The organism is Lacibacter sp. H407 (assembly GCF_037892605.1).
Taxonomy (GTDB): Bacteria; Bacteroidota; Bacteroidia; order Chitinophagales; family Chitinophagaceae; genus Lacibacter.
Map to the genome: position 1 here is coordinate 993,303 of NZ_JBBKTU010000001.1, position 21,797 is coordinate 1,015,099.

A 21,797-nucleotide genomic window follows, 5' to 3' on the forward strand; every position below is an offset into this window, starting at 1 on the left:
TAGATCATGAAACCCACCTGAAAACATTTTGACGGAAACGTTAAATCAAGTTTCGTTTACGACTAACGCAACACCAACGCCGCCACATTTTCAATATGGTGCGTATGCGGAAACATATCAACCGGTTGCAACTGTTCCACCACATATTTTTCGTTGAGCAGCTGCAAGTCTCTTGCCTGTGTAGCAGGGTTACAACTTACATACACAATACGTGGCGCTTCGATCTCCAGCAGTTTACGCACCAACTTTTCGTGCATGCCTACCCGTGGCGGATCGGTAATGATCACATCAGGGCGACCATGCTCCGCAAAAAACTCATCATTGCAGATATCAATTACATCACCTGCATAAAACGAAGTGTTGGATAAACCGTTCGCCTGTGCATTCAATTTTGCATCTTCAATTGCTTCGGTTACTGCTTCTACGCCGATGATTTTTTTTGCTCCCTTGCTGCAAAAGATACCAATGCTGCCGGTACCACAATAGAGATCGTACAAGGTTTCGTTACCGGTTAGTTTTGCAAACTCCCTTGTGATCCTGTATAATTCTTCGCCCTGCTTGGTATTGGTTTGAAAAAAAGATTTCGGACCGATCTTGAACACAAACTCTTCCAGCTTTTCATTTACATAACCACTGCCAAAATAGGTTTGCGGCTGCAGATCATAAATACTATCGTTCCATTTGGGGTTGATGGTATAGAGTAGTGTGGTGATCTCCGGAAATTCGCTGAGCATTGCATTGAACAGCAATTCACGGTTTTCGATATCATCATGCCCGAAGGTGATATTTACCATCACTTCGCCTGTTGTCGTCATGCGAAAGATCATAGTACGGAGCCAACCTTCGTGTGCACGGATATCATAAAACGAAAATCCATATCGCTTGGCAAACTCACGCACAAAATTGCGGATGGCATTGTTGGGTTCCTGTTGCAGGTAACAGGTTTCGATATCGATCACCTTATCAAAAATGCGGGGAACATGAAAACCCAATGCCACATCAGGTGGCTCTGGAGCCGGCGTTGCGTTTTCATCGGCTCCTGCGTTTGCTTCCTGTACTTTCAACCGTACTTCATCCCGTTTCAGTAATTCTTCACGGGTTAAATAACGTTTATTGCTGAAGGTATATTCCAGCTTGTTGCGATAGTATTTTGTTTGCTTGGCTCCCACAATAGGTAACAGCTCGGGCAGTTCAATACGGCCAATGCGTTTGAGATTTTGTTCCACCTCCCTTTGCTTGAACTCCAGTTGCTTTTCGTACGGCAGCATTTGCCACTTACAACCGCCGCATAACCCAAAATGGTCGCAGAACGGTTGGGTACGATCGGCCGAGTATTCGTGAAAATGAACAGCTTTTCCTTCGGCCCAGTCTTTTTTACTTTTTCCGAGTTGAATGTTCACCACATCGCCGGGTACGGCACCTTCGATAAAGATCACTTTACCATCTACACGGGCTATCGATTTACCCTCGGCGGCATAATCTTCCACCTTCACCTGCTCCAGTATCCTGATTTTTTGTTTTTTTCTCACGGCGCAAAGGTAACAATCATGCACTTTGCAAATCATTAACAGCAACAGAAAGCTTTTGAATTAACTTTACGCCTGTTCCGCTATGAAGAAGACAAGCTTATTTCTGATCATTATATTCTTTTGTGCTTTCGTCAAAGCGCAGGGTTTTCGTATCACCGTCAACTATAAACCTGTTGAGAAAGGCTACCTCTATCTTGGTTACTATTTCGGTAATCAAAAATATGTGCAGGATTCGGCTATTCTTCAACCAAACGGCCAGGCAGTATTCAGCGGTACAGAAAAACTCACCGGCGGATTGTATCTGATCGTTGACCCACAGAAAAAAACCTTCTTCGATATTCTGATTGATAAGGAACAGGAGTTCAGCATCAAGATCGATACGTCCAATTTCACCATTGCATCACTGAACGGTTCAAAAGAAAACGAATATCTTATTGCATATAAAACGGCATCCGCTTATTACTACCGCAATTTTCAGCAATTGCAAACAAGTTTAGCAGCAGCCAAAACAAAACAAGACAGCACCACCATTCAAACAACCATGAATGAAGCCAATATTTCTGCGCAGCAATGGCGGGATAGTTTTGTAGCTGTGCAACCCGAAAGTTATCTGGCATTGTTGTTTCGGTTATTGAAAGAGCCGGTGTACAACTCACCAAAAACCAGAGTACGGCAAGACAGTATCAATGCTTTTTATCAATACAAGCAACAGTTCTGGCCGTCTGTTTCTTTTGCAGATGAGCGCCTGTTGCGCACGCCCATGTTTGAACAACGGCTCAACCGTTATTTGGAAACGGCGGTGATTCGCCATCCGGACAGTATTAAACTGGAGTTGGATAAGTTCATCTTGTTCAGTCGCACCAACAAAACCATGTTCCGGTATTTCATTAACCGGTTTACCAACGAGTACATGAATCCGAAATACATGGGGCTGGATGTAGTGTTTCTTCATTTGTTTGAAAAATACTACGTCACTGATCAGGTAGATTGGCTGGAGAAAAAAGACCGTGATCTTGTTTTTAACCGTGCTTACAGTTTGTACGGAAATATTATTGGTGAACCTGCAGCCGAATTGAATTTGCTGGATACACTCGACCGGAAAGTAAATTTATATTCCATTAAAAGTCCTTACACATTAATTGTATTTTGGGATCCGGATTGCGGGCATTGCAGAGAGCAGGTACCGAAAGTAGATAGCCTGTATCGTTTGCGATGGAAACAACAAGGAGTAAAAATTGTGGGCGTATTATCTGATGTATCTGCTACTGATGAAACAAAATCAAAAGAAGCAAAAACAAAGTGGGTTGATTATATCCGCCAGCAACAGTTGAAAGATTGGGTGCATTTGTATCAAACAGTGCAAATGAGAGTAGCAGAACAAACAAACAAGGTGCCCGGCTTTAAGCAGGCATACGATGTATTTCAAACACCCACTATATATTTGCTGGACGAACAGAAACGCATTGTTGCCAAAAAGATCAATCCTGAACAGGTAGATGAGTTTCTGCAATTCAAACAAACCAATCAAACATCCAAACATCCATAACCAAAGCTTATGCGTAACATTCTATTTTTTGTAATGATGGCTGCCAGCCTCAGCAGCCAGGCACAAACACTATTTACTTACGGCACCAAAAAAGTTGACAAACAGGAATTCTGGCGTGCGTTTTCAAAAAACAACAACGGCGCTACCGATGAAAAATCGATCCGTGAATACCTCGATCTGTTTGTCCGTTTTAAACTGAAAGTGCAGGCAGCCAGAGATGCAAAACTGGATACGTTGCCAAACATCCAGAACGATATTGCTGCTTTTCGTGCACAAATGATCGAACAGTTTATGCGTAACCAGGGCAGCAGTAAAGAACTGGTAACGGAAGCGATTGAACGAAGTGCTACTGAAATTGAACTCGCACATATATTTATTGGATACGATGCTGATAGTGCAAAAGCCAAAGCTGCTATTGACAAAACATACGGTCAATTACAAACAGGAGCTGATTTTTCTACTTCTGCACGTACCCTTTCGACCAACGATTATGTAAAGGCCACCGCTGGATATATTGGTTTTGTGTCGGCCTTCTCATTGCCTTATACCTCTGAGAATGTTGTGTATAACACAAGTGTTGGCGCTTATTCGAAACCGGTAGCAGGCAAAAACGGCTATCACATTTTCAAAGTGATCAGCAAGCGGCCATCACCCGGTAAACTGAAAGCTGCACAAATTCTTATTGCACTACCAGCCAATGCAACACAGGAAGAAATTGCAATCGCACGTACCAAAGCTGAAATGGTGCATGGACTTTTACTGAAAGGAGAAAAATTTGAAACGCTGGCCTCTACTTACAGCGAGGATAAGCTTACCTATATGAACGGAGGCGAGATGCCTGAATTCACTTATACAAAATATGATGCCGGGTTCAGCAAAGCTGCGTTTGGTTTGCAGAAAGATGGAGACATCAGTACGCCTGTTCAAACAACATCCGGGTTTCACATCATTAAGCGAATAGCATTGGTTACACCGGCATCTGATAAAAATGATCCGCAGCTTGTACAGGAAATGACTGAAAAAGTAACAGCCGACCCACGTATCAACGTAGCAATTGCCAAGCAGAAAGAAGAAATTCTGAAAAGCAGTAACTATAAGCCGCTTCCGTATAATGAACAACAACTATGGATCGTTACCGATACCATGCTCAAAGCAAAAAATTATGCGGCCATCTTTACGGCGAATAGTAAAAAGCCGTTGTTTCAGCTTGGCAGCAAAACGGTATATGCAGCAGACTGGCTGAAACATGTAAAAAGCCTGCAAACATCTACCTACACACCACAGCAGCGGGAATACAAATTGTTTATGAAACAATTTGTTGATGGCATTGCTGAGCAATATTATAAGGACCGGCTCGAACAAACCAATGAAGAAGTAGGCTACCAGATACAGGAGTTTCGTGAAGGAAGTTTGTTGTTTGAAATTATGGAGCGGAAGATCTGGAGCGTAGCCCCAACAGATAGCGTTGGCCTTCTCAACTATTACAACAACAACAAAACAAAGTATAAATGGCAACCGAGTGTGAATGCAATTATTTTTAATTGTGCCGATACAGCTGTTGCCAATGAAGCATTGAAGCTGATGAAAAAAGATCCGCTGAAATGGAAAGAACACATGGACCTGCTGGGCGGAACAGCATTGGCCGACAGCAGTCGATTTGAGTTCAATCAACTGCCTGTTGCAGATCAAACCAATTTCAAAGCCGGAACATTTACACCCATTACCACCAATCCGAATGATGGTTCTTCTTCGTTTTGCTATATCATTAACGTATACAACACAACTGAGCCACGTAGTTTTGATGAATCAAAAGGTTTGGTGATCAACGATTATCAACTACAGCTGGAAGAAAAATGGATCAGCCAGTTAAAAAAGAAATATCCGGTAAAGGTGAACGAAGCAGTGGTGAAGAGTATGGTAAAGTAAATCCAACACATAAAACGTTCGCATAACAAAATGCCCCTGAAATTCAGGGGCATTTTTAATTTCTTGTGTGAAACAAGATTAGTAACGGTTACCGTAGCTTTTGTTGCCAAAAGAAGGGCGGCGATCGCTGTTGCTACGCTCTTCACGTGGCTTTGCTTCTGTTACTTTAATGGCACGGCCTTCAACCATTCCACCATCCAGTTCACTGATCGCTGTTTTAGCAGCTGCATCATCGCTCATTTCAACAAATCCAAAACCACGGCTTTTACCGGTGAATTTGTCATTAATAACTTTTGCGCTGGTTACTTCACCATAGCTTTCAAAAAAACCTCTTAAGTCATCATCGTTTACGTTGAAGCTCAAGTTTGAAACATAAATGTTCATGTTTGTTAATTAAACATTTGATTAATAATGATCTGAGAAAATACGAGGCGTAAAAAATGACTAACTATTAGCAGTGTGTGCGTAGCAGATAAGACGATTTCAATTACATATCACTGTATAACTCAAAAATAACGGTGCAAATATAGTCCAATCATGCTTCAGGATTTGCGCTTTGTTGAACATTCAGCTCCTTTTTCAACCCCGTTTGAAAATTTTTTTTGTCTTTTTTACGGTTTCGAGGCAATTACTTAACGTATTAAATCACAATTGCTTACTTGCAGTTAATACGAACCCTGAATCGTAGATTAACGATACCCTCTAAGAAAAATACTGAAAAAGATTAGGATAATATAAAACTACACTATACTTTTGCTAAGCATTTACCCCTAGAGAACGATACATACTTATCTAAATAGCTAATTATCAGCTGTTTTTTTACCATCGCTAATTAGGGGTTTATACTAGAAAACTAAACGTACCCCTACAATGAAACAGAAATTTACTCCCGTAATTTGTGCAATCGTAATTGCCCTTACCTTCCTCTCAAACACAGTTATCGCTCAATCTTTGCTAATTGGACAATATCCAGGCGTTTCAGAATCGCTTTTGGGTGTTCGTTATCGTAAAATGAGTAACCCAAGTAATCAAAGCGGTGCTGTATTCTCAGGTATTCCTGACCTGAACAATAATAACAAAGCTTCAGGCGATTTTGGTTACGGGAACTCTGGTTCGTTTTCTTTCACTATTACTTTTAACAGTAGCAACAATACCTTCACAACCGTAACAACAATTAACGATAACCCTGTAAGTACATCATTTGCAAACGTTTCAGGAAACTTATCAAATGCTGGTAAGATCGCTTCCGCAAACAGTATCAATATGATGAATCTGGCAGTTACTACACCAAACAACGCAACACTTACTGTATCAAATCTTACGATTGATGGTATGCCAATAAGTGGTAGCTACAGCCGTAACTCAAATGGCACATCAAACTGGCATATTGCTTCATCAAACTTAACCGGCGGTTTTGTGGTGACTGGCACTGTAACAATGTCTGGCACAATGGGCAACGGTAACGAAGCACAAATGGTAGAATTCGGTTTTGCTAATTCATCATCTGCTCCCGGTCCTCTTCCAGTAGTTTGGGGTGGTTTTGCAGGTAAGCGTGTAAATAATTCAACGGTTGCTTTACAGTGGAGAACAATGCAGGAGCAAAATGCATCACACTACAATGTACAACGTTCTGAAGACGGTATCCGTTTCCGCACCATTGCAATTGTTGCAGCGCAGGGAACTACATCATCTGTAAGTGATTACAATTTCGATGACAAAAACGCAACTGCTGCAACTCATTTCTATCGCTTAGAGCAGGTTGACCTCGATGGCAGCATCAACTACTCTTCAATTATCAAACAAGGTAATGGCGGACAAAAAACATTAGTTGGCGGATTGGGCAGTAACAAGATCATGGTTCAATTCTTCAGCAACGATAACCGTCAGTTCCGAATCGTGAACAACAGCGGTATCATTGTAAAACAAATGAACAGCACTACACAACAACAGGTTTTAGATGTAAACAATCTTTCTACCGGTGTGTATGCTTTACAAATCATCAACAGCGACGGTACTTCAGAAGTACACCGCTTTGTAAAATAATTCTGGTTCCCTTGGTACGGACACGGGCAATAGCTTAGGCTGTTGCCCTTTTTTATTGCATAAAAAAACCCGTGGATGGATCCATGGGTTTTGAAATTTATAGAAGAATAGGTTTAAGCCATTACAGCTGCACCATACATTTCCAACTGCAATTGTTTTACTCTCGGATCTTCAAGGTACTCATCGAATGTTGTTAAGCGATCAATAATTCCGGAAGGCGTTAGCTCAATAATACGGTTAGCTGTTGTATGCATGAATGTATGATCATGTGAGGTCATCAACACGATTCCGTTGTAAGCAATACATTGTTCGTTGAATGCCTGGATACTTTCAAGATCTAGGTGATTGGTGGGTTGATCCAACACAATGACGTTCGGATTCTGCATCATCATCTTGCTCACCATACAACGTACTTTTTCACCACCACTCAATACGTTTGTCTTCTTCATAATATCATCACCACTAAACAGCATCTTTCCTAAAAATCCACGGAGAAAAGGTTCATCGGCATCGGTTACATGGCTGGGCACATATTGACGCAACCATTCCATCAAATTCAATCCGTCCGTAAAAAAACTGTTATGTTCAACCGGCAAATAAGCTTTTGTAATTGTGGTTCCCCACTCGTAGCTACCCTGATCCGGAATTTCTTCTGCATTGATGATATCAAAGAAATGCGTTACCGCCAATGGATCTTTACTAATGAAAGCGATCTTATCGTTCTTATTTACTGTAAAGTTTACTTTATCGAACAACACACGGCCATCAATCGATTTCTTTAATTTTTCAACATGCAGAATTTGGTTACCCACCTCACGCAATGGTTGAAAAATGATACCTGGATATTTTCTGTTCGATGGTTCAATTTCATCCAGCGTCAGTTTCTCTAAAGCTTTCTTTCTTGAAGTTGCCTGTTTACTTTTTGATGCGTTGGCAGAGAAACGTGCAATAAAGTCCATTAATGCCTGGCGTTTTTCTTCTGTCTTCTTATTCTTATCGCCCATCTGCTTCGCCATCAACTGACTACTCTCGTACCAGAAGCTATAGTTACCTGTAAAGGTTTTGATCTTTTGGCGATCCACATCGGCCACATGCGTACAAACAGAATCTAAAAAGTGACGATCGTGGCTCACTACCAATACAATATTTTCATAATCGGCTAAGAAATTCTCTAACCATCCGATAGTTTCAATATCCAATCCGTTGGTCGGCTCATCCAATAACAGAATATCCGGATTACCAAACAAAGCTTGCGCCAACAACACCCGCACTTTCAAGTTACTGGGGATGTCTTTCATCAAACTCTGAAGATATTCTTCTTTAATGCCGAGTCCGCTTAGGAAAGTAGCGGCATCGCTTTCGGCGGTATAGCCTCCCATTTCACCGAACTCCGCTTCCAGTTCACCCGCTTTCATGTAATCATCTTCGGTTGCTTCCGGATCAGCATAAATGGCGTCTTTTTTATGCATCACATCCCACATTTTTTTGTGCCCCATCAACACCGTATTCAACACCGTTTGCTCATCAAATTCAAAGTGGTTTTGTTTCAATACCGCCAATCGTTCGCCTGGGCTGATTTCCACTGTTCCTTTGTTGGGCTCAATTTCGCCGCTCAGGATCTTTAAAAATGTACTTTTCCCTGCACCGTTGGCGCCAATCACTCCATAACAGTTGCCCTTGACGAAATTGATATTCACTTCATCGAACAACACCCGCTTGCCGTAGGAGAGGGTAATATTTCTTGCACTGATCATAATTTCCGAAAATTTGAAGCCGCAAAGGTACGGGAAAACAGGCAGGGAAAGGGTTTGGAGGAAGAGAGGAATTCATTGTTGCCGGCTTTAGTGCCAAGGGCAGCTGCTGTTGCGTCGCACTCGTTGGGGGTCAGGTACTTGAATCACCAACTAAACATTTCGTGCGGATAGTTAGAAACAAAATGAAGTTTTACTACTTTCGATGAGTTACTTATCTAAATGAAATTTATTTTCTTTCTTTCAATATTACTTATTTCAAATTGTGTCTTTTGCCAGAACTTAAAGCACTACAAATATTGGAATGGTAGTTTTTGTTCAAATCATATTTATTTAAACGAATCCACCGGAATATTCTACTATCAAGAAGGTTGCGAAGGAACTGTGTCAATAGCAAAAGGAAAGTTTATCCGGAAGAAAAGGAACGTCATTTTCAATCTTGATACAGGTGCTAACGTGGAATTAAATGCAATCATTACTTCAAATAAAGGGGGAAAAAGTGATTCCGTTTATATACAAGCAATTGATTTTAACGAAATTCCACTTCGTGATTTTGGAATTGCATTACTGCCATTTCCAACAGGAACCCAATTCATGACTGAAATGATTAGCACAAATGACAGCGGCTTTGTTATTGTTGATCGTAAAAAGTCCTCACATTTTATTTATCAAAATGTCATTGAATTAAATGCAAATACAAACAGAGAAATACCATGGATAGAGTTGGATAAAGAGAATATGTATTTCACTGTTATGTTTAATTATCCATTTTATTGTCTGAATTATCCGCACATTACAATTAGCAGGAATTCTACAGCTATTCTAAAAATAAAAAAGAGTAAGCTTATTGATAAAAAGAGGCGAGTAACATATAGCTTAGAATAAACGATTACAGTCAGCTATTCTTCTCTCTTCACCTCCTTCTTAAATAAATAGACATAATCTGTATTATCTGTATTGCTACTAACTACATGCACCATCTTCCATCCTTGCTTGCCCATATAATTCAATGCATCTACCCGTGATTTGAATTTGATGATGCGGTTGCTGCTATCACGTAACCGTTGACTGAATATTGTCATCGCTTCTTCTTTCGTGCCATCATCAATGGCAATGCTCGCTTCGCCGGCAAACGCATTCCAAAAAATTCTCGCCATGCTGTATTGCTCAATGGTTGCAGCTTCCTGCGCCGGTAAAAAATGAAAGAAGCCGAGCAGAAAAACAGTTGTAAAAAATTGTTTCATCTTTTTTTCAGCAATCTACTCATGCAAATGAAAACATCCCGTTAAAGCAAAAGCTGTTACGCATTTGCATAACAGCTTTTACAGTTTGTTAACGGACTCAAACAATCAGTTCCACCTACAATTTCTTGATCTTAATATTTTTAAACCACACATTGTTACCATGATCCTGCAACCCGATGCGTCCTTTTTTATAAGTACCAAAATCTTTCATGTCTTTAAACTTGCTTCCCGCAATCATCTTCTTCCATCCATCATCCCACATGGTTGTCGTTACCACTTTAGCTCCGTTGAGATAAAATTCCAATGTGCCATTTTGTGATTTGATCTCAGCTGTGTTCCATTCCAATGCCGGCTTCACAGTTTCAGGAGCTGATGTGATGAGATCGTAGAGATCACCAGCACGATGCTTTACAATTTTAGCATCGGGATGGCAGCTATTATCCAGTATCTGCATTTCAGGACCCGTCATCCAGGGCCATTGGTATTTGGCAGAATCCTCATGAATGTTAAACACAACCCCGCTGTTACCACAGGTATCTATTTTCCAGTCCAGTTTAAAATGAAAGTTTTCAAACTCTTCATCGCTCACAATATCTCCGCCATCTTTTATTTGCCAGTTTTCCTGTTGTGATGCATCGAGGCGCAACATACCATCTTCTACTTTCCACGCACTGCCTACAGGTGCACCGCCATACTTATGCCAACCTTTTGTGGTTTGTCCATCAAACAACGATACCCAACCATCTTTTACTTCTTCCGGCGTTAATAACACCGGTACAGTGGGAATTTCTGCAGTTGAAGTATCGCTTGTATCTACTGCTTCGCCTTCATTATTACAAGATGAAAAAATCCCAATTGCTGCGATCATTAAAATAGAACGGATCATGCTTAGTTATTTTTCAGTAAGAGAATATATTTTACCATTTGTTCTGCATCAGCTTGTGATACGGTTGGATGCGGCGTCATTGCAACATCGCCCCATACACCAGCTCCTCCTTTGATCACTTTCTCCGCCAGCATTTTTACATTTGCTTCTGTGTTCTCATATTTATTGGCAACATCTCTGTACGTTGGCCCAATAATTTTTTCATCTACTTTATGGCAGGTCAAACAATCACTTGCTGCAATCAATGCCAATCCTTTTTCATAATCGGGATTGTCTGATAAAACAGGTGCTGCCGGCGTTTCCTGCTTTGCTTCTTCTTTTGGTTGCTCTTTATTTTCGGTACCGGAACCGCCACAGGCAATCAGGACCAATGCAACTGCTGATGTCAATAAAATCTTTTTCATGTTATCTGATTTTTGGTTGTTGTATAAATTAAAAAGTAAAACTGTTTTAATCAAGTCCTAATATTTTACGATTGGTTGCTGTATCACTTGCGGCACCTGCAAAATCATCAAAGGCTTTTTCTGTTACACGAATGATATGGTTTTTGATAAACTCGGAACCTTCTCTTGCACCATCTTCGGGATGCTTAATGCAACATTCCCATTCCATTACTGCCCAGCCATCGTAACCGTATTGGGTGAGTTTACTGAAGATGGTTTTAAAATCAACCTGTCCATCTCCTGGTGAACGATAACGACCTGCACGGTTCAACCAACTTTGATAACCACCAAAGGTTCCTTGTCGCCCGCTTGGATTAAACTCCGAATCTTTTACATGAAATGCTTTGATGCGTTCATGATACAGATCGATGTATTCAATATAATCAAGTTGCTGCAATACAAAATGTGATGGATCATAAAGCAAACAAGCACGCTTGTGATTATTTACCTTCTCTAAAAACATTTCATAGGTAATGCCATCAAACAGATCTTCGCCGGGATGAATTTCATAACAAACATCAACACCGCATTCATCAAAGTAATTCAGAATAGGTAACCAGCGTTTTGCTAATTCTTTAAAGCCTTCATCTACCAAACCATCCGGACGTTGCGGCCACGGATGAAAGGTATGCCACAACAACGAACCACTGAATGTTGCATGTGCTGTTAAACCTAAATTCTGCGATGCCTTTGCACCATACGTCAATTGCTGCACCGCCCACTCCTGTCTTGCTTTGGGATTGTTCTTTACTTCATCGGCAGCAAATGCATCGAACATGGTATCGTATGCCGGGTGCACTGCAACAAGCTGACCTTGTAAATGTGTACTGAGTTCAGAAATTTCTAAACCATAACTGTTGATCTTTCCTTTTAGCTCATCAGCATAGGTTTTACTTTCTGCTGCAAGTTTCAAGTCGATCAGTCGTTTTTCCCATGTTGGAATTTGTACTGCTTTAAAACCAAGTGATGCTGCCCATTCACAAATAGTTTCCAAACTGTTGAATGGAGCTTTATCGCCCATGAACTGAGCTAAGAATATGGCTGGTCCTTTTATCGTTCTCATAAACCCCAACCCCTAAAGGGGCTATTTAGTTTTAGTTATGTAATGATCAACTGAATATTTTTTAACAGTTGAGTTTCAATTTAAAGATCATCAGAGATTTGCTGTAACAAGTCTCCCTTTAGGGAGATTTAGAGGGTAAACTCCTTCCACTTCTCATCACTCTGTCCGCTCTCGATCACATTATTTACAAACGCCATTCCACGCACACCTTCTTTTACACTTGGAAAATCGAGCCACTCATCTTTTGGTTGCTCCCCATTTATTTTTGCACGAACAGTTAATACAAAGTTGCGATAAAGATTACCAAATGCTTCTAAGTAACCCTCCGGATGACCCGCAGGTACTCTGGTGTTATGAGCAGCAAACGAACTATTGTAACCGCCACCCGTTCTGTAGATCTCAGTTGGCTTATCGAGCCATTTTACTAATAATGTATTGGCATCTTCCTGTTTCCATTCAATGCCTCCCTTCTCGCCATACACACGGATCTTTACATTGTTCTCTTCACCTGCTGCAATTTGTGTAGCCATCAACACACCCGTTGCACCATTGTTGAATTTTAAAAATGCCGCACCATCATCATCCAGCATTCTTCCTTCAACTACAATATTTGTATTGGAACAAAGATGTGTTACTTCTAACCCGGTAACATACTCAGCAAGATTAAATGCATGTGTACCAATATCGCCCATTGCTCCTGCTTTACCACTTTTCTTCGGATCGGTACGCCAACTGGCTTGCGCATTTCCCGCTGCTTCCAGTAAGGTACTTAACCAACCTTGCGGATACTCTACATAAACTTTTCTGATCTTACCCAATGCTCCACTTTTCAAAAACTGTTTTGCTTGCTTTATCATCGGGTAACCAGTGTAGGTATGACAAAGCAATAAGCTCAATCCTGTTTCTTCAACTTTTGCTTTCAGTTGCATGGCTTCTTCCAATGTAAAGGTGATCGGTTTTTCAACCACTACATTAAATCCTTTTTCAAGCGCCATCATTGCAGGGTCGAAATGCACAAAGTTTGGTGTAACGATGCTTACAAAATCAATCCGTTTATCAGCAGGCATTGCTGCTTCTTTTTCCAGCAAAGTTTTATAATCGGTATAAATGCGGTCTTCATCAAGAAACAATAGTTTACCTGATTCAACTGCAACTTCAGGGTTCACACTTAATGCGCCGGCAACAAGTTCGGCCTGTCCGTCCATATTCATGGCAAGGCGATGTACTGCACCAATAAAGGCATCTTTACCGCCACCGATCATTGCCATTCTTAATTTTCTGTTCATAGTATCAATCGTTCATTAATAAAAAAATCAAATTATCTGTCTTAAATGGTGAATTGTGTAATAATGCTGAGTCGGCTTATTGCGCATTCACTAATGACAATTTGGTATTCACCATCTTACCATCCCGTTCTATACTCCCTCTTCACAAACTGATTGGCTTCATCAAAGTTGGTGATCTTCATATTTGCCGCATCCCACAATAATTTCTTACGACCAAGATATTTATCGCCCCAACCTGTAAGCTTCGGATTCTTGATCATCCATGATCGTATTGCAAGATTACCCATTAATATACTCTCAGTAAACGGACCTGCATATTCAAACGGCGAACTTGTTTCTCCATTACCATAACCGGCCATGCATGCATTTACCCATTGTACATAATGACCTTCGGGTACACGCTTCAATGTTTGTTTTGGCAAGCGGTCTTCTTTCATTCGTTTGGTTGGTAATAAGGTCGGCTTTTCACCATAGCAACCACTCATCATCTTGCCTTTTGTTCCTTCAAAAATTACTCCACCATCCCAGTTACCCATTTCTTCATCAGGTAATAGTTCATCGGGACGTTTTGGTAACAAACCTCCATCCATCCAGGTAACTTTTATTTCACCCTTACCATCAATGCGTGGATAGTTGAGATGGATCATTGAAGCTGGGGGACAGCTATCAATATATCCTGCTTCTGTCCATGCTGCAGTAAATTGATTGGGCAAACTGCACTCTACTTCGTTTGGATAAAGAATCGGCAAGATTCGATAAATAGGATCCATGATATGACAAGCCATATCGCCCAACGCACCAGTACCAAACGACCACCAACCTCTCCAGTTAAACGGATGATAAGCCGGGTTATAATCTTCATATTTCGAAGGACCGATCCACAGATTCCATTTGAAATTTGCAGGTACGTTATGTGCACCGGTTGGTTTTGCTAAACCTTGCGGCCATACAGGTCGGTTAGTCCACGCATACACATTGGTTACTTTACCGATCAGTTTTGCATCGTACCATTCTTTCATTAATCGAACACCATCGCCACTGCCACCCTGGTTACCCATTTGCGTAACCACTTTGTATTTCTTGGCTGCTTCGGTAAGCATACGTGCTTCATAAATATCATGCGTCAACGGCTTTTGTACATATACATGCTTGCCCATTTCCATGGCAGCTAATGTTGCAATAGCATGCGTATGATCAGGTGTTGATACTGATACTGCATCAATATTATTCTTTTCCTTTTCGAGCATTTCACGGAAATCGTAATAGAATTTCGCTTTGGGGAAACGCTTGACCGAACCTGCAGCCTGTGCTTCATCTACATCGCAAAACGATACAATATTTACTTTCGGGCTTTTTGCAAATTCAGAAAGGTCGCTGGCACCTTTTCCTCCTGCACCAATACCGGCAATGTTCAACCGGTCACTCGGTGCAATGTAGCCGGGGCCTCCGAGTACATGTCGTGGTACAATAAAAAAACCAGCTGTGGCAACTGCACCGGTGCGGATAAAATCTCTTCTGGATTTGTGATTACTCATGTAGCTAATTTATAGATCAGGCAAAATCGTTAAGCAGTCTTTTCGAATGAAATACATTCTTTCAATTCTTTTTCGGAATAAGCAATTCCGTATTGTTTTAACACATCATCTGGTACACCATTCCATTGATTGGGCTTGTTACCTTCATAGCCAATATCTTTCACACCAATTTCTGATGTATAAAAACCTGTTGCTGTTAAATTCCGCATGAGATTGAAAAAGGCAACACCTTGTTTCATTTCAGGTTTTGCTTTTTCCGGATAAGCAATATCATCAACAATAGCGATCTGTTGTTTACTGTCGCAATCAACAAATGCTTTTTCAAAACGTTTGCTGCTTTCCAGATCGAGCCAACGCAATCCGCCCCGCATAGGAGTTTGATGTTGTGGCATATCTTTTACAATAAACTCAATAAAATCGGGCACCCCTGCATCGGTTGCACTACCACTCATATCATCTTTCGGAATAATAATATCACTCAACACCGCAATGGTTGCCATTTCGTGTTTTGTAAAAAATGTTTCAGCCATCAGCTTTGCTTCCAGCGCTGCTTCTTCTTTTGTGCGGTCAATAGTACTGGCACCTGCTGAGGAAACGCCGGATGCATTTGCTTTTTCATCAGCTGTTTTACATGCATCAACCAATACTGATGATGCAACGGTGCCAACTAAGATGGCTTTAATGGAATCTCTTCTTTTCATAAAACAAAATTTCACGCAACGGCACAGAGTCCGCTGAGTTGGTTTACAAATTCCCCTTCTTCAATTCACTAACAATGTATTCACTCGCCCGCATGCTCAATGCCAATATCGTCCACGTAATATTCTTATCAGCTTGTGAAACAAAAGCAGCACCATCCACTACAAACAAATTTTTACAGTCGTGTGCCTGGTTGTATTTATTCAATGCACTTTTCTTTGGATCGTTACCCATGCGTGCTGTTCCTGCTTCATGAATAATTTTACCGGGTGCTTCCAATCCGTAATTGTTTTCCGGGCCATCATCGGCTCCCCATGTAATAATCGCACCCATATTGTGCATTACTTCTTTGAACGTTTCCTTCATGTGTTTGGCCTGTTTGATCTCGTGCTCACTCCACTTTACATTAAACTTCAACACAGGAATACCGTATTGATCAACCACATCGGGATCAATTGCACAATAGTTACTTTCTAACGGAATTGCTTCGCCACGACCGGCCATACCCACATTAGCACCGTAGAAATAACGCTGGTCTTCTTTCAATGATGCACCATAACCTCCCGCCTCTTTTTGTTTACCTGCTACTGCATATTTCCCGTTCATCATTTGAATATTCATACCAAAGCCATAAGCTGGTTGACCCATACCACCCCAGTATTCAATATGATAACCACGAGGGAAATCAAGTTTCTTATTATCCAACCACCACGGCGAATAAATATGCATACCGCCAACACCATCTTCGTTATATCTTTTACGGCCAAAGAGTTTAGGCAACACGCCACCTAACGCAGCACCTGTACTATCGTGCAAATATTTTCCTACAACATCGCTGCTGTTGGCTAATCCGTTTGGATGACGTTGCGATTTCGAGTTGAGTAATAATCTTGAACTTTCGCAGGCACTTGCAGCGAGGATCACCACTTTGCCCATCACCTGGTATTCGTTGAGGTCTTCTTTATTTACATAACTAACGCCGGTTGCCAATCCTTCTTTGTTGGTGAGCACTTCCCGTGCCATAGCATTGGCAATTACATCCACATTTCCTGTTTTGAGCGCAGGATAGATCAATACATTGGTCGATGAAAAATCGGCTTTGGCCACACTGCAGTTACGCCCACATTGTGCACAATAAATACATGCACCTCTGTCAGTGGTGCTTTCTATTTTCTTTGTAAGAATTGATAAGCGTGATGGAATTACTTTTACACCAGCCGTTGTTGCTGCTTCTTTAATAAACAGTTCGTGCAAACGGGGCTTGGGCGGTGGAAGGAAATATCCATCGGGGTCATTTTCCAACCCTTCGTTGGTTCCAAAAATGCCGATGAGCTGATCAACCCGATCGTAATACGGTTTGATATCGTCATAACCGATCGGCCAATCATCACCTAACCCGTCAATACTTCTACGTTTAAAATCTTTGGGTCCAAAGCGGAGAGAGATGCGGCCCCAATGGTTGGTTCGTCCGCCAAGCATACGTGCACGCCACCAATCCCATTGCGTTCCTTTTTCTTTTGTATAAGGCTCGCCATCTAATTGCCAGCCACCATAGCAAGCATCGAAATCGCCAAAAGGCCTGTACTTTGTACTGGCGCCGCGGCGTTTACTTTCCCATGGATTTTTAAACTGTGTAACGTTCTTTTGTGGATCATACATAGTGCCAGCTTCGAGCAAACACACTTTTAATCCGGCTTTACTTAATTCATACGCAGCCATACCACCGCCGGCACCTGATCCTACAATCACTACATCATAACTTTTTGGCTGAACTTTTACCTGAAAATCTCCCATGACATGCAATTGGTTTGAAGGTTCTAAAGGTAATGACTAAATCAAAATGAAAAACTGAAATAAATCTGAAATCAGTTGAATATTCAATGTAACATATCGATTATTTATGAAAGGTTTCTGTAACCATTGGTAATACTATTTTCGCATTCACTGATATTATTTTGTTCAACTGGCTGCATGGATATAAACAGTTGGTAGTTTCAGGCGTTTGCCATTCTTCGTTAAAAATTTCGGGTTTATCAATTAGGAAATAGCCTAAATTTATTTTTCCTTCGACCAACCTAAACTTTAAACGATTGTAGAATGAATTCCATCAACCGTAATCAACTATTTATTGGCAGTTGCCTTGCATTATTAGTTACTTCTTTATCTTTTGGTATCAGGGCCGGTATTCTCGGTAAACTTGGAACTGATTTTAATTTAAACGCTACACAATTAGGTACAATAGCTGCAACGGCTTTTTGGGGTTTCCCACTTGCTGTAATTATTGGCGGGATGGTTGTTGATCTTATTGGTATGAAGCGTTTGTTAGAACTTGCTTTCTTCTTTCACCTTGCAGGTATTTTACTCACCATATTTGCCGGTGGCTTCTGGAGTTTATTCTTCTCTACTTTACTTGTGGGTATTGCTAATGGTACAGTGGAAGCAGCCTGCAACCCGTTAGTAACAACACTATATCCCGATAAAAAAACGACAAAACTAAATCACTTCCATTTATGGTTCCCGGGTGGTATTGTAATTGGAACTTTGATCAGTTATTATTTCTCAAAATTTGGTATCAGCTGGCAGGTTCAGGTTGGTACTATGCTGATACCTACTGTTATTTATGGGTTCCTTTTCTTAAAGCTCAAATTCCCGGTTACAGAACGTGTAGCGGCAGGTGTAAGTACCGGTGAAATGTATAAATCATTGGGTAATCCATTATTCCTGTTCATGATCATCTGCATGTTTGGCACAGCAATTACGGAGTTGTTTACAGGCCAGTGGATCGATGTATTGTTACGTAACGTAACCGACAACGCTCTTCTTATTCTTACGGTAACAACATTGGTTATGGTAATTGGGCGTGCTTTTGCTGAACCAATTGTTCATCGGCTTTCGCCAACAGGTGTGTTGGTTATTTCCGCTATTTTATCTGCTGCAGGTTTATATTTATTAGGACACAGCAGTGGTAATACTTTATTTGTTGGGGCTGTTGTGTTTGGTATGGGTGTATGCTTTTTCTGGCCAACCATGCTGGGATTTGTAGCAGAATATTTACCAAAGACAGGAGCTGTTGGATTAAACTTCATGGGCGGTGCAGGCATGTTTGCCGTTTCGGTGTATATGATGTTTATGGGTAAGTTTTACGATGAAAAACTTATAGCTAAACTTCCTGCAAATTCAAGTTTAGCTGATTACAGCGCTGCTGCTGCAGACTCTGAAATGGGCAAAGCATTAGCACAGGCAAAAGTTACTGCCGGTCCTGAAATCATCAATGCTACGCTTATTATACCTATTATATTAACTGTTGCGTTTATCGGTTTATATATTTATATGCGTGGCAAAAGCAAACAAATTTTAACAACTGCATAAACTTATTATTCAAATAATGTATCAATAAGAAATGAATGATTAGAACCATAGGTTTACTATTCATTAAAATTTCAAACGATTGCGTTGACAACTCTAAAAAAATCGGTTCTCACAATGCAGAAATACCCTAAATTTAAGACCTCGTACAAAGCTGTGGTTGAGCCAATATTCAGCCATTGTATTTTTGAACTTTAACCAACCACTTAAATCGATTGCGCATGTCCTCTACCACCCGTGTACAGCTTTCCCTAATGATGTTTCTTGAGTTCTTTATCTGGGGAGGATGGTTTGTAACATTGGGTACATTTTTAAATAACAACTTATCTGCATCGGGCGCTGAATCGGGACAGGTTTTCTCTACGCAATCTTGGGGCGCTATTATTGCTCCGTTTATTATCGGGTTAATTGCCGATCGTTTTGTGAATGCAGAAAAGATCCTTGGTGTGCTGCATATCATAGGAGCCGTGTTGATGTACCAGATGTACAGTGCCGATAATATTGCTGTTTTCTACCCTTACGTATTAATATATATGATTTGCTACATGCCTACACTGGCATTGGTGAACTCAGTATCATTCAACCAAATGAAAAATCCGGAAAAAGAATTTTCGGTGATCCGCTTGTTTGGTACACTTGGTTGGATCGCTGCAGGTTTATTGATCAGCTATCTGTTTCATTGGGACTCAGCAGAAGGAACAAAAGAAGGTTTATTAAAAAATACATTCTTACTATCAGGTGTTGCATCATTGATACTCGGTTTGTTCAGTTTCACTTTGCCAAAAACTCCTCCGAAAGGGAAAGGCACAAAAGTAACTGTTAACGATATTCTTGGTTTAGATGCGTTAAAATTACTGAAGGATAAAAACTTCCTTATCTTCTTTATCTCTTCTATCCTTATCTGTATCCCACTCGCATTCTACTATCAGAATACAAACTCATTTCTTTCAAGCATTGGCGTTGACAACCCTACCGGTAAAATGACGATTGGCCAGGGATCGGAAGTATTGTTCCTGTTGTTATTACCTGTATTCTTTAACCGCTTTGGTTTTAAGAAAACAATTTTAGTAGGCATGCTTGCATGGGCCGTGCGTTATGTGTTGTTTGCATACGGCAATGCCGGCGACCTCACATTTATGTTAATAATAGGTATTGCCCTGCACGGTATTTGCTACGATTTCTTCTTTGTATCCGGACAAATCTATACCGACTCAAAAGCAGGCGAACAACACAAAAGTGCAGCACAGGGGTTAATTACATTGGCTACTTATGGATTGGGTATGTTGATCGGTTTTGCAGTGGCAGGAAAAATTACCGATAGTTACAAATTAGCAGACGGAACATTGGATTACAAAATGGTTTGGCTCATTCCGGCGGGTATTGCGTTTGCAGTATTCCTGATTTTTGCACTGCTGTTTAAAAATGAACAAACAAACAAATCCGTTTAATATTAAAGCACACAGTATTCATGTCAAAACAATCGACCAGAAGAGAAGCCCTTAAAAAATTTGCAGCTGCAACAGTTGCTGTAACTGCCGGCAATGCAGTAAGTGCCGGTACAATGGAACGAATTATGGGAGAAGATAAGTACACATTAAAAGGCAACATCAACCATTCTGTTTGTAAATGGACCTACAGTAATTTATCACTTGATGAATTATGTATTGCCGTAAAGAAGATTGGCTTTAGCGCTATTGATCTGCTTACACCTGATGAATTTCCCATCGCCAAAAAACATGGTATTCATTGTTCCATGTGCTATACAAAAGGTAAGATCAGTTTAACAGAAGGATGGAACGATAAGAAAAATCATGCACAATTGATTGCTGCTTTCACAGAAGCAATTCCTTTGGTGGCGGAAGCGGGTTATCAAAACCTGATTTGCTTTAGTGGTAACCGCAATGGCATGGATGAAGAAACGGGTTTGCAGAATTGTGTAGAAGGTTTGAAACAGATCATGCCGTTGGCGGAGAAACATAAGGTCATCATCCAGATCGAAGTATTTAACAGCAAGGTGAACCATCCGGATTATATGGCCGACAATACCAAATGGACAATTGAATTGTGCAAGCGGCTTGGTTCTCCGAATTTTAAAATTCTGTATGATATCTATCACATGCAGATAAGCGAAGGCGACATTATCAACACCATTAATAAATATCATCAGTACTTTGGTCATTATCATACGGCTGGCGTACCCGGCCGTCATGAGATCAATGAAACACAGGAGTTGCATTATCCCGCCATTATGAAAGCAATTGTAGCTACCGGTTATAAAGGATATGTGGCGCAGGAGTTTTTACCAACGGGAAAAACAAATGAAGAAAAGATGGCAGCTTTGCAGGATGCCGTGAAGAAATGTGATGTGTAGCCCCTTAATCCCCCAAAGGGGGACTTACCAGGCACAGCCCTTTCTAATATACAAAACTGAATTAATTGATACAGAAAGAAAGATGACTAGGAAACAAAAGATGAGGTGA

General features: G+C 40.8%; 18 protein-coding genes. 7 read left to right on the forward strand and 11 right to left on the reverse strand.

Features of this window, described 5'->3' with window-relative positions; genetic code table 11:
* Positions 1-62: 62 nt before the first annotated feature.
* Positions 63-1,529, reverse strand: a complete 1,467-nt coding sequence (rlmD, locus tag WG989_RS04360) for a 23S rRNA (uracil(1939)-C(5))-methyltransferase RlmD (protein WP_340427613.1) — start codon at positions 1,527-1,529, stop codon at positions 63-65.
* An 82-nt stretch (positions 1,530-1,611) separates the two neighbouring features.
* Here rlmD and WG989_RS04365 point away from each other — a divergent pair, with 82 nt between their 5' ends.
* Both WG989_RS04365 and WG989_RS04370 read left to right on the forward strand, forming a co-directional pair.
* Positions 1,612-3,075 carry a DUF4369 domain-containing protein gene (locus tag WG989_RS04365; RefSeq protein ID WP_340427614.1) on the forward strand — a complete coding sequence of 488 codons (1,464 nt, stop codon included), beginning with the start codon at positions 1,612-1,614 and terminating at the stop codon, positions 3,073-3,075.
* Between the two features lie 9 nt (positions 3,076-3,084).
* Positions 3,085-5,001 (forward strand): peptidylprolyl isomerase, encoded by a 1,917-nt coding sequence (locus tag WG989_RS04370; RefSeq protein WP_340427615.1) that lies wholly within the window; start codon positions 3,085-3,087, stop codon positions 4,999-5,001.
* 78 nt (positions 5,002-5,079) lie between these two features.
* Here WG989_RS04370 and rbp read toward each other — a convergent pair whose 3' ends face one another.
* Positions 5,080-5,385, reverse strand: a complete 306-nt coding sequence (gene rbp / locus WG989_RS04375; protein ID WP_340427616.1) for an RNA-binding regulator — start codon at positions 5,383-5,385, stop codon at positions 5,080-5,082.
* 486 nt (positions 5,386-5,871) lie between these two features.
* Between rbp and WG989_RS04380 the strand changes: the two genes are divergently transcribed.
* A complete protein-coding gene (locus WG989_RS04380) occupies positions 5,872-7,044 on the forward strand; it encodes a T9SS type A sorting domain-containing protein (protein WP_340427617.1) in 1,173 nt (390 codons plus the stop codon).
* A gap of 113 nt (positions 7,045-7,157) precedes the next feature.
* Here WG989_RS04380 and WG989_RS04385 read toward each other — a convergent pair whose 3' ends face one another.
* Positions 7,158-8,798, reverse strand: coding sequence for an ABC-F family ATP-binding cassette domain-containing protein (locus WG989_RS04385; protein WP_340427619.1), 1,641 nt, complete (start codon positions 8,796-8,798; stop codon positions 7,158-7,160).
* Between the two features lie 219 nt (positions 8,799-9,017).
* Between WG989_RS04385 and WG989_RS04390 the strand changes: the two genes are divergently transcribed.
* A complete protein-coding gene (locus WG989_RS04390) occupies positions 9,018-9,680 on the forward strand; it encodes a hypothetical protein (RefSeq protein WP_340427620.1) in 663 nt (220 codons plus the stop codon).
* 14 nt (positions 9,681-9,694) lie between these two features.
* On the opposite strand, the gene WG989_RS04395 is transcribed toward WG989_RS04390, so the two are convergent.
* The 8 genes from WG989_RS04395 to WG989_RS04430 form a co-directional block, all read right to left on the reverse strand.
* Positions 9,695-10,039, reverse strand: a complete 345-nt coding sequence (locus WG989_RS04395; protein ID WP_340427621.1) for a hypothetical protein — start codon at positions 10,037-10,039, stop codon at positions 9,695-9,697.
* Positions 10,040-10,154: 115 nt separating this feature from the next.
* A complete protein-coding gene (locus WG989_RS04400) occupies positions 10,155-10,925 on the reverse strand; it encodes a 3-keto-disaccharide hydrolase (protein ID WP_340427623.1) in 771 nt (256 codons plus the stop codon).
* Between the two features lie 2 nt (positions 10,926-10,927).
* Positions 10,928-11,329, reverse strand: coding sequence for a c-type cytochrome (locus WG989_RS04405; RefSeq protein WP_340427624.1), 402 nt, complete (start codon positions 11,327-11,329; stop codon positions 10,928-10,930).
* A gap of 46 nt (positions 11,330-11,375) precedes the next feature.
* Positions 11,376-12,431, reverse strand: coding sequence for a sugar phosphate isomerase/epimerase family protein (locus tag WG989_RS04410; protein WP_340427625.1), 1,056 nt, complete (start codon positions 12,429-12,431; stop codon positions 11,376-11,378).
* 128 nt (positions 12,432-12,559) lie between these two features.
* Positions 12,560-13,717, reverse strand: a complete 1,158-nt coding sequence (locus tag WG989_RS04415) for a Gfo/Idh/MocA family protein (RefSeq protein ID WP_340427626.1) — start codon at positions 13,715-13,717, stop codon at positions 12,560-12,562.
* 116 nt (positions 13,718-13,833) lie between these two features.
* Positions 13,834-15,252, reverse strand: coding sequence for a Gfo/Idh/MocA family protein (locus WG989_RS04420; protein ID WP_340427628.1), 1,419 nt, complete (start codon positions 15,250-15,252; stop codon positions 13,834-13,836).
* A gap of 29 nt (positions 15,253-15,281) precedes the next feature.
* Positions 15,282-15,953 carry a gluconate 2-dehydrogenase subunit 3 family protein gene (locus tag WG989_RS04425; RefSeq protein WP_340427629.1) on the reverse strand — a complete coding sequence of 224 codons (672 nt, stop codon included), beginning with the start codon at positions 15,951-15,953 and terminating at the stop codon, positions 15,282-15,284.
* Between the two features lie 43 nt (positions 15,954-15,996).
* A complete protein-coding gene (locus WG989_RS04430) occupies positions 15,997-17,745 on the reverse strand; it encodes a GMC oxidoreductase (RefSeq protein WP_340427630.1) in 1,749 nt (582 codons plus the stop codon).
* Positions 17,746-18,048: 303 nt separating this feature from the next.
* On the opposite strand from WG989_RS04430, the gene WG989_RS04435 reads away from it, so the two are divergent.
* The 3 genes from WG989_RS04435 (at position 18,049) to WG989_RS04445 (ending at position 21,688) form a co-directional block, all read left to right on the forward strand.
* Positions 18,049-19,320 carry an MFS transporter gene (locus tag WG989_RS04435; protein ID WP_340427631.1) on the forward strand — a complete coding sequence of 424 codons (1,272 nt, stop codon included), beginning with the start codon at positions 18,049-18,051 and terminating at the stop codon, positions 19,318-19,320.
* Positions 19,321-19,538: 218 nt separating this feature from the next.
* A complete protein-coding gene (locus WG989_RS04440) occupies positions 19,539-20,765 on the forward strand; it encodes a nucleoside permease (protein WP_340427632.1) in 1,227 nt (408 codons plus the stop codon).
* 20 nt (positions 20,766-20,785) lie between these two features.
* The gene (locus WG989_RS04445; protein ID WP_340427633.1) at positions 20,786-21,688 is read left to right on the forward strand and encodes a hydroxypyruvate isomerase family protein; all 903 of its coding nucleotides are present in this window, start codon (positions 20,786-20,788) and stop codon (positions 21,686-21,688) included.
* Positions 21,689-21,797: the final 109 nt, after the last annotated feature.

What these genes read in the sequence shown, in the direction of transcription:
- WG989_RS04365 (WP_340427614.1), top strand. Translation starts at nt 1,612, where the DNA reads ATGAAGAAGACAAGCTTATTTCTGATCATTATATTCTTTTGTGCTTTC.
- WG989_RS04370 (WP_340427615.1), top strand. Translation starts at nt 3,085, where the DNA reads ATGCGTAACATTCTATTTTTTGTAATGATGGCTGCCAGCCTCAGCAGC.
- rbp (WP_340427616.1), bottom strand. Translation starts at nt 5,385, where the DNA reads ATGAACATTTATGTTTCAAACTTGAGCTTCAACGTAAACGATGATGAC.
- WG989_RS04380 (WP_340427617.1), top strand. Translation starts at nt 5,872, where the DNA reads ATGAAACAGAAATTTACTCCCGTAATTTGTGCAATCGTAATTGCCCTT.
- WG989_RS04385 (WP_340427619.1), bottom strand. Translation starts at nt 8,798, where the DNA reads ATGATCAGTGCAAGAAATATTACCCTCTCCTACGGCAAGCGGGTGTTG.
- WG989_RS04390 (WP_340427620.1), top strand. Translation starts at nt 9,018, where the DNA reads ATGAAATTTATTTTCTTTCTTTCAATATTACTTATTTCAAATTGTGTC.
- WG989_RS04395 (WP_340427621.1), bottom strand. Translation starts at nt 10,039, where the DNA reads ATGAAACAATTTTTTACAACTGTTTTTCTGCTCGGCTTCTTTCATTTT.
- WG989_RS04400 (WP_340427623.1), bottom strand. Translation starts at nt 10,925, where the DNA reads ATGATCCGTTCTATTTTAATGATCGCAGCAATTGGGATTTTTTCATCT.
- WG989_RS04405 (WP_340427624.1), bottom strand. Translation starts at nt 11,329, where the DNA reads ATGAAAAAGATTTTATTGACATCAGCAGTTGCATTGGTCCTGATTGCC.
- WG989_RS04410 (WP_340427625.1), bottom strand. Translation starts at nt 12,431, where the DNA reads ATGAGAACGATAAAAGGACCAGCCATATTCTTAGCTCAGTTCATGGGC.
- WG989_RS04415 (WP_340427626.1), bottom strand. Translation starts at nt 13,717, where the DNA reads ATGAACAGAAAATTAAGAATGGCAATGATCGGTGGCGGTAAAGATGCC.
- WG989_RS04420 (WP_340427628.1), bottom strand. Translation starts at nt 15,252, where the DNA reads ATGAGTAATCACAAATCCAGAAGAGATTTTATCCGCACCGGTGCAGTT.
- WG989_RS04425 (WP_340427629.1), bottom strand. Translation starts at nt 15,953, where the DNA reads ATGAAAAGAAGAGATTCCATTAAAGCCATCTTAGTTGGCACCGTTGCA.
- WG989_RS04430 (WP_340427630.1), bottom strand. Translation starts at nt 17,745, where the DNA reads ATGGGAGATTTTCAGGTAAAAGTTCAGCCAAAAAGTTATGATGTAGTG.
- WG989_RS04435 (WP_340427631.1), top strand. Translation starts at nt 18,049, where the DNA reads ATGAATTCCATCAACCGTAATCAACTATTTATTGGCAGTTGCCTTGCA.
- WG989_RS04440 (WP_340427632.1), top strand. Translation starts at nt 19,539, where the DNA reads ATGTCCTCTACCACCCGTGTACAGCTTTCCCTAATGATGTTTCTTGAG.
- WG989_RS04445 (WP_340427633.1), top strand. Translation starts at nt 20,786, where the DNA reads ATGTCAAAACAATCGACCAGAAGAGAAGCCCTTAAAAAATTTGCAGCT.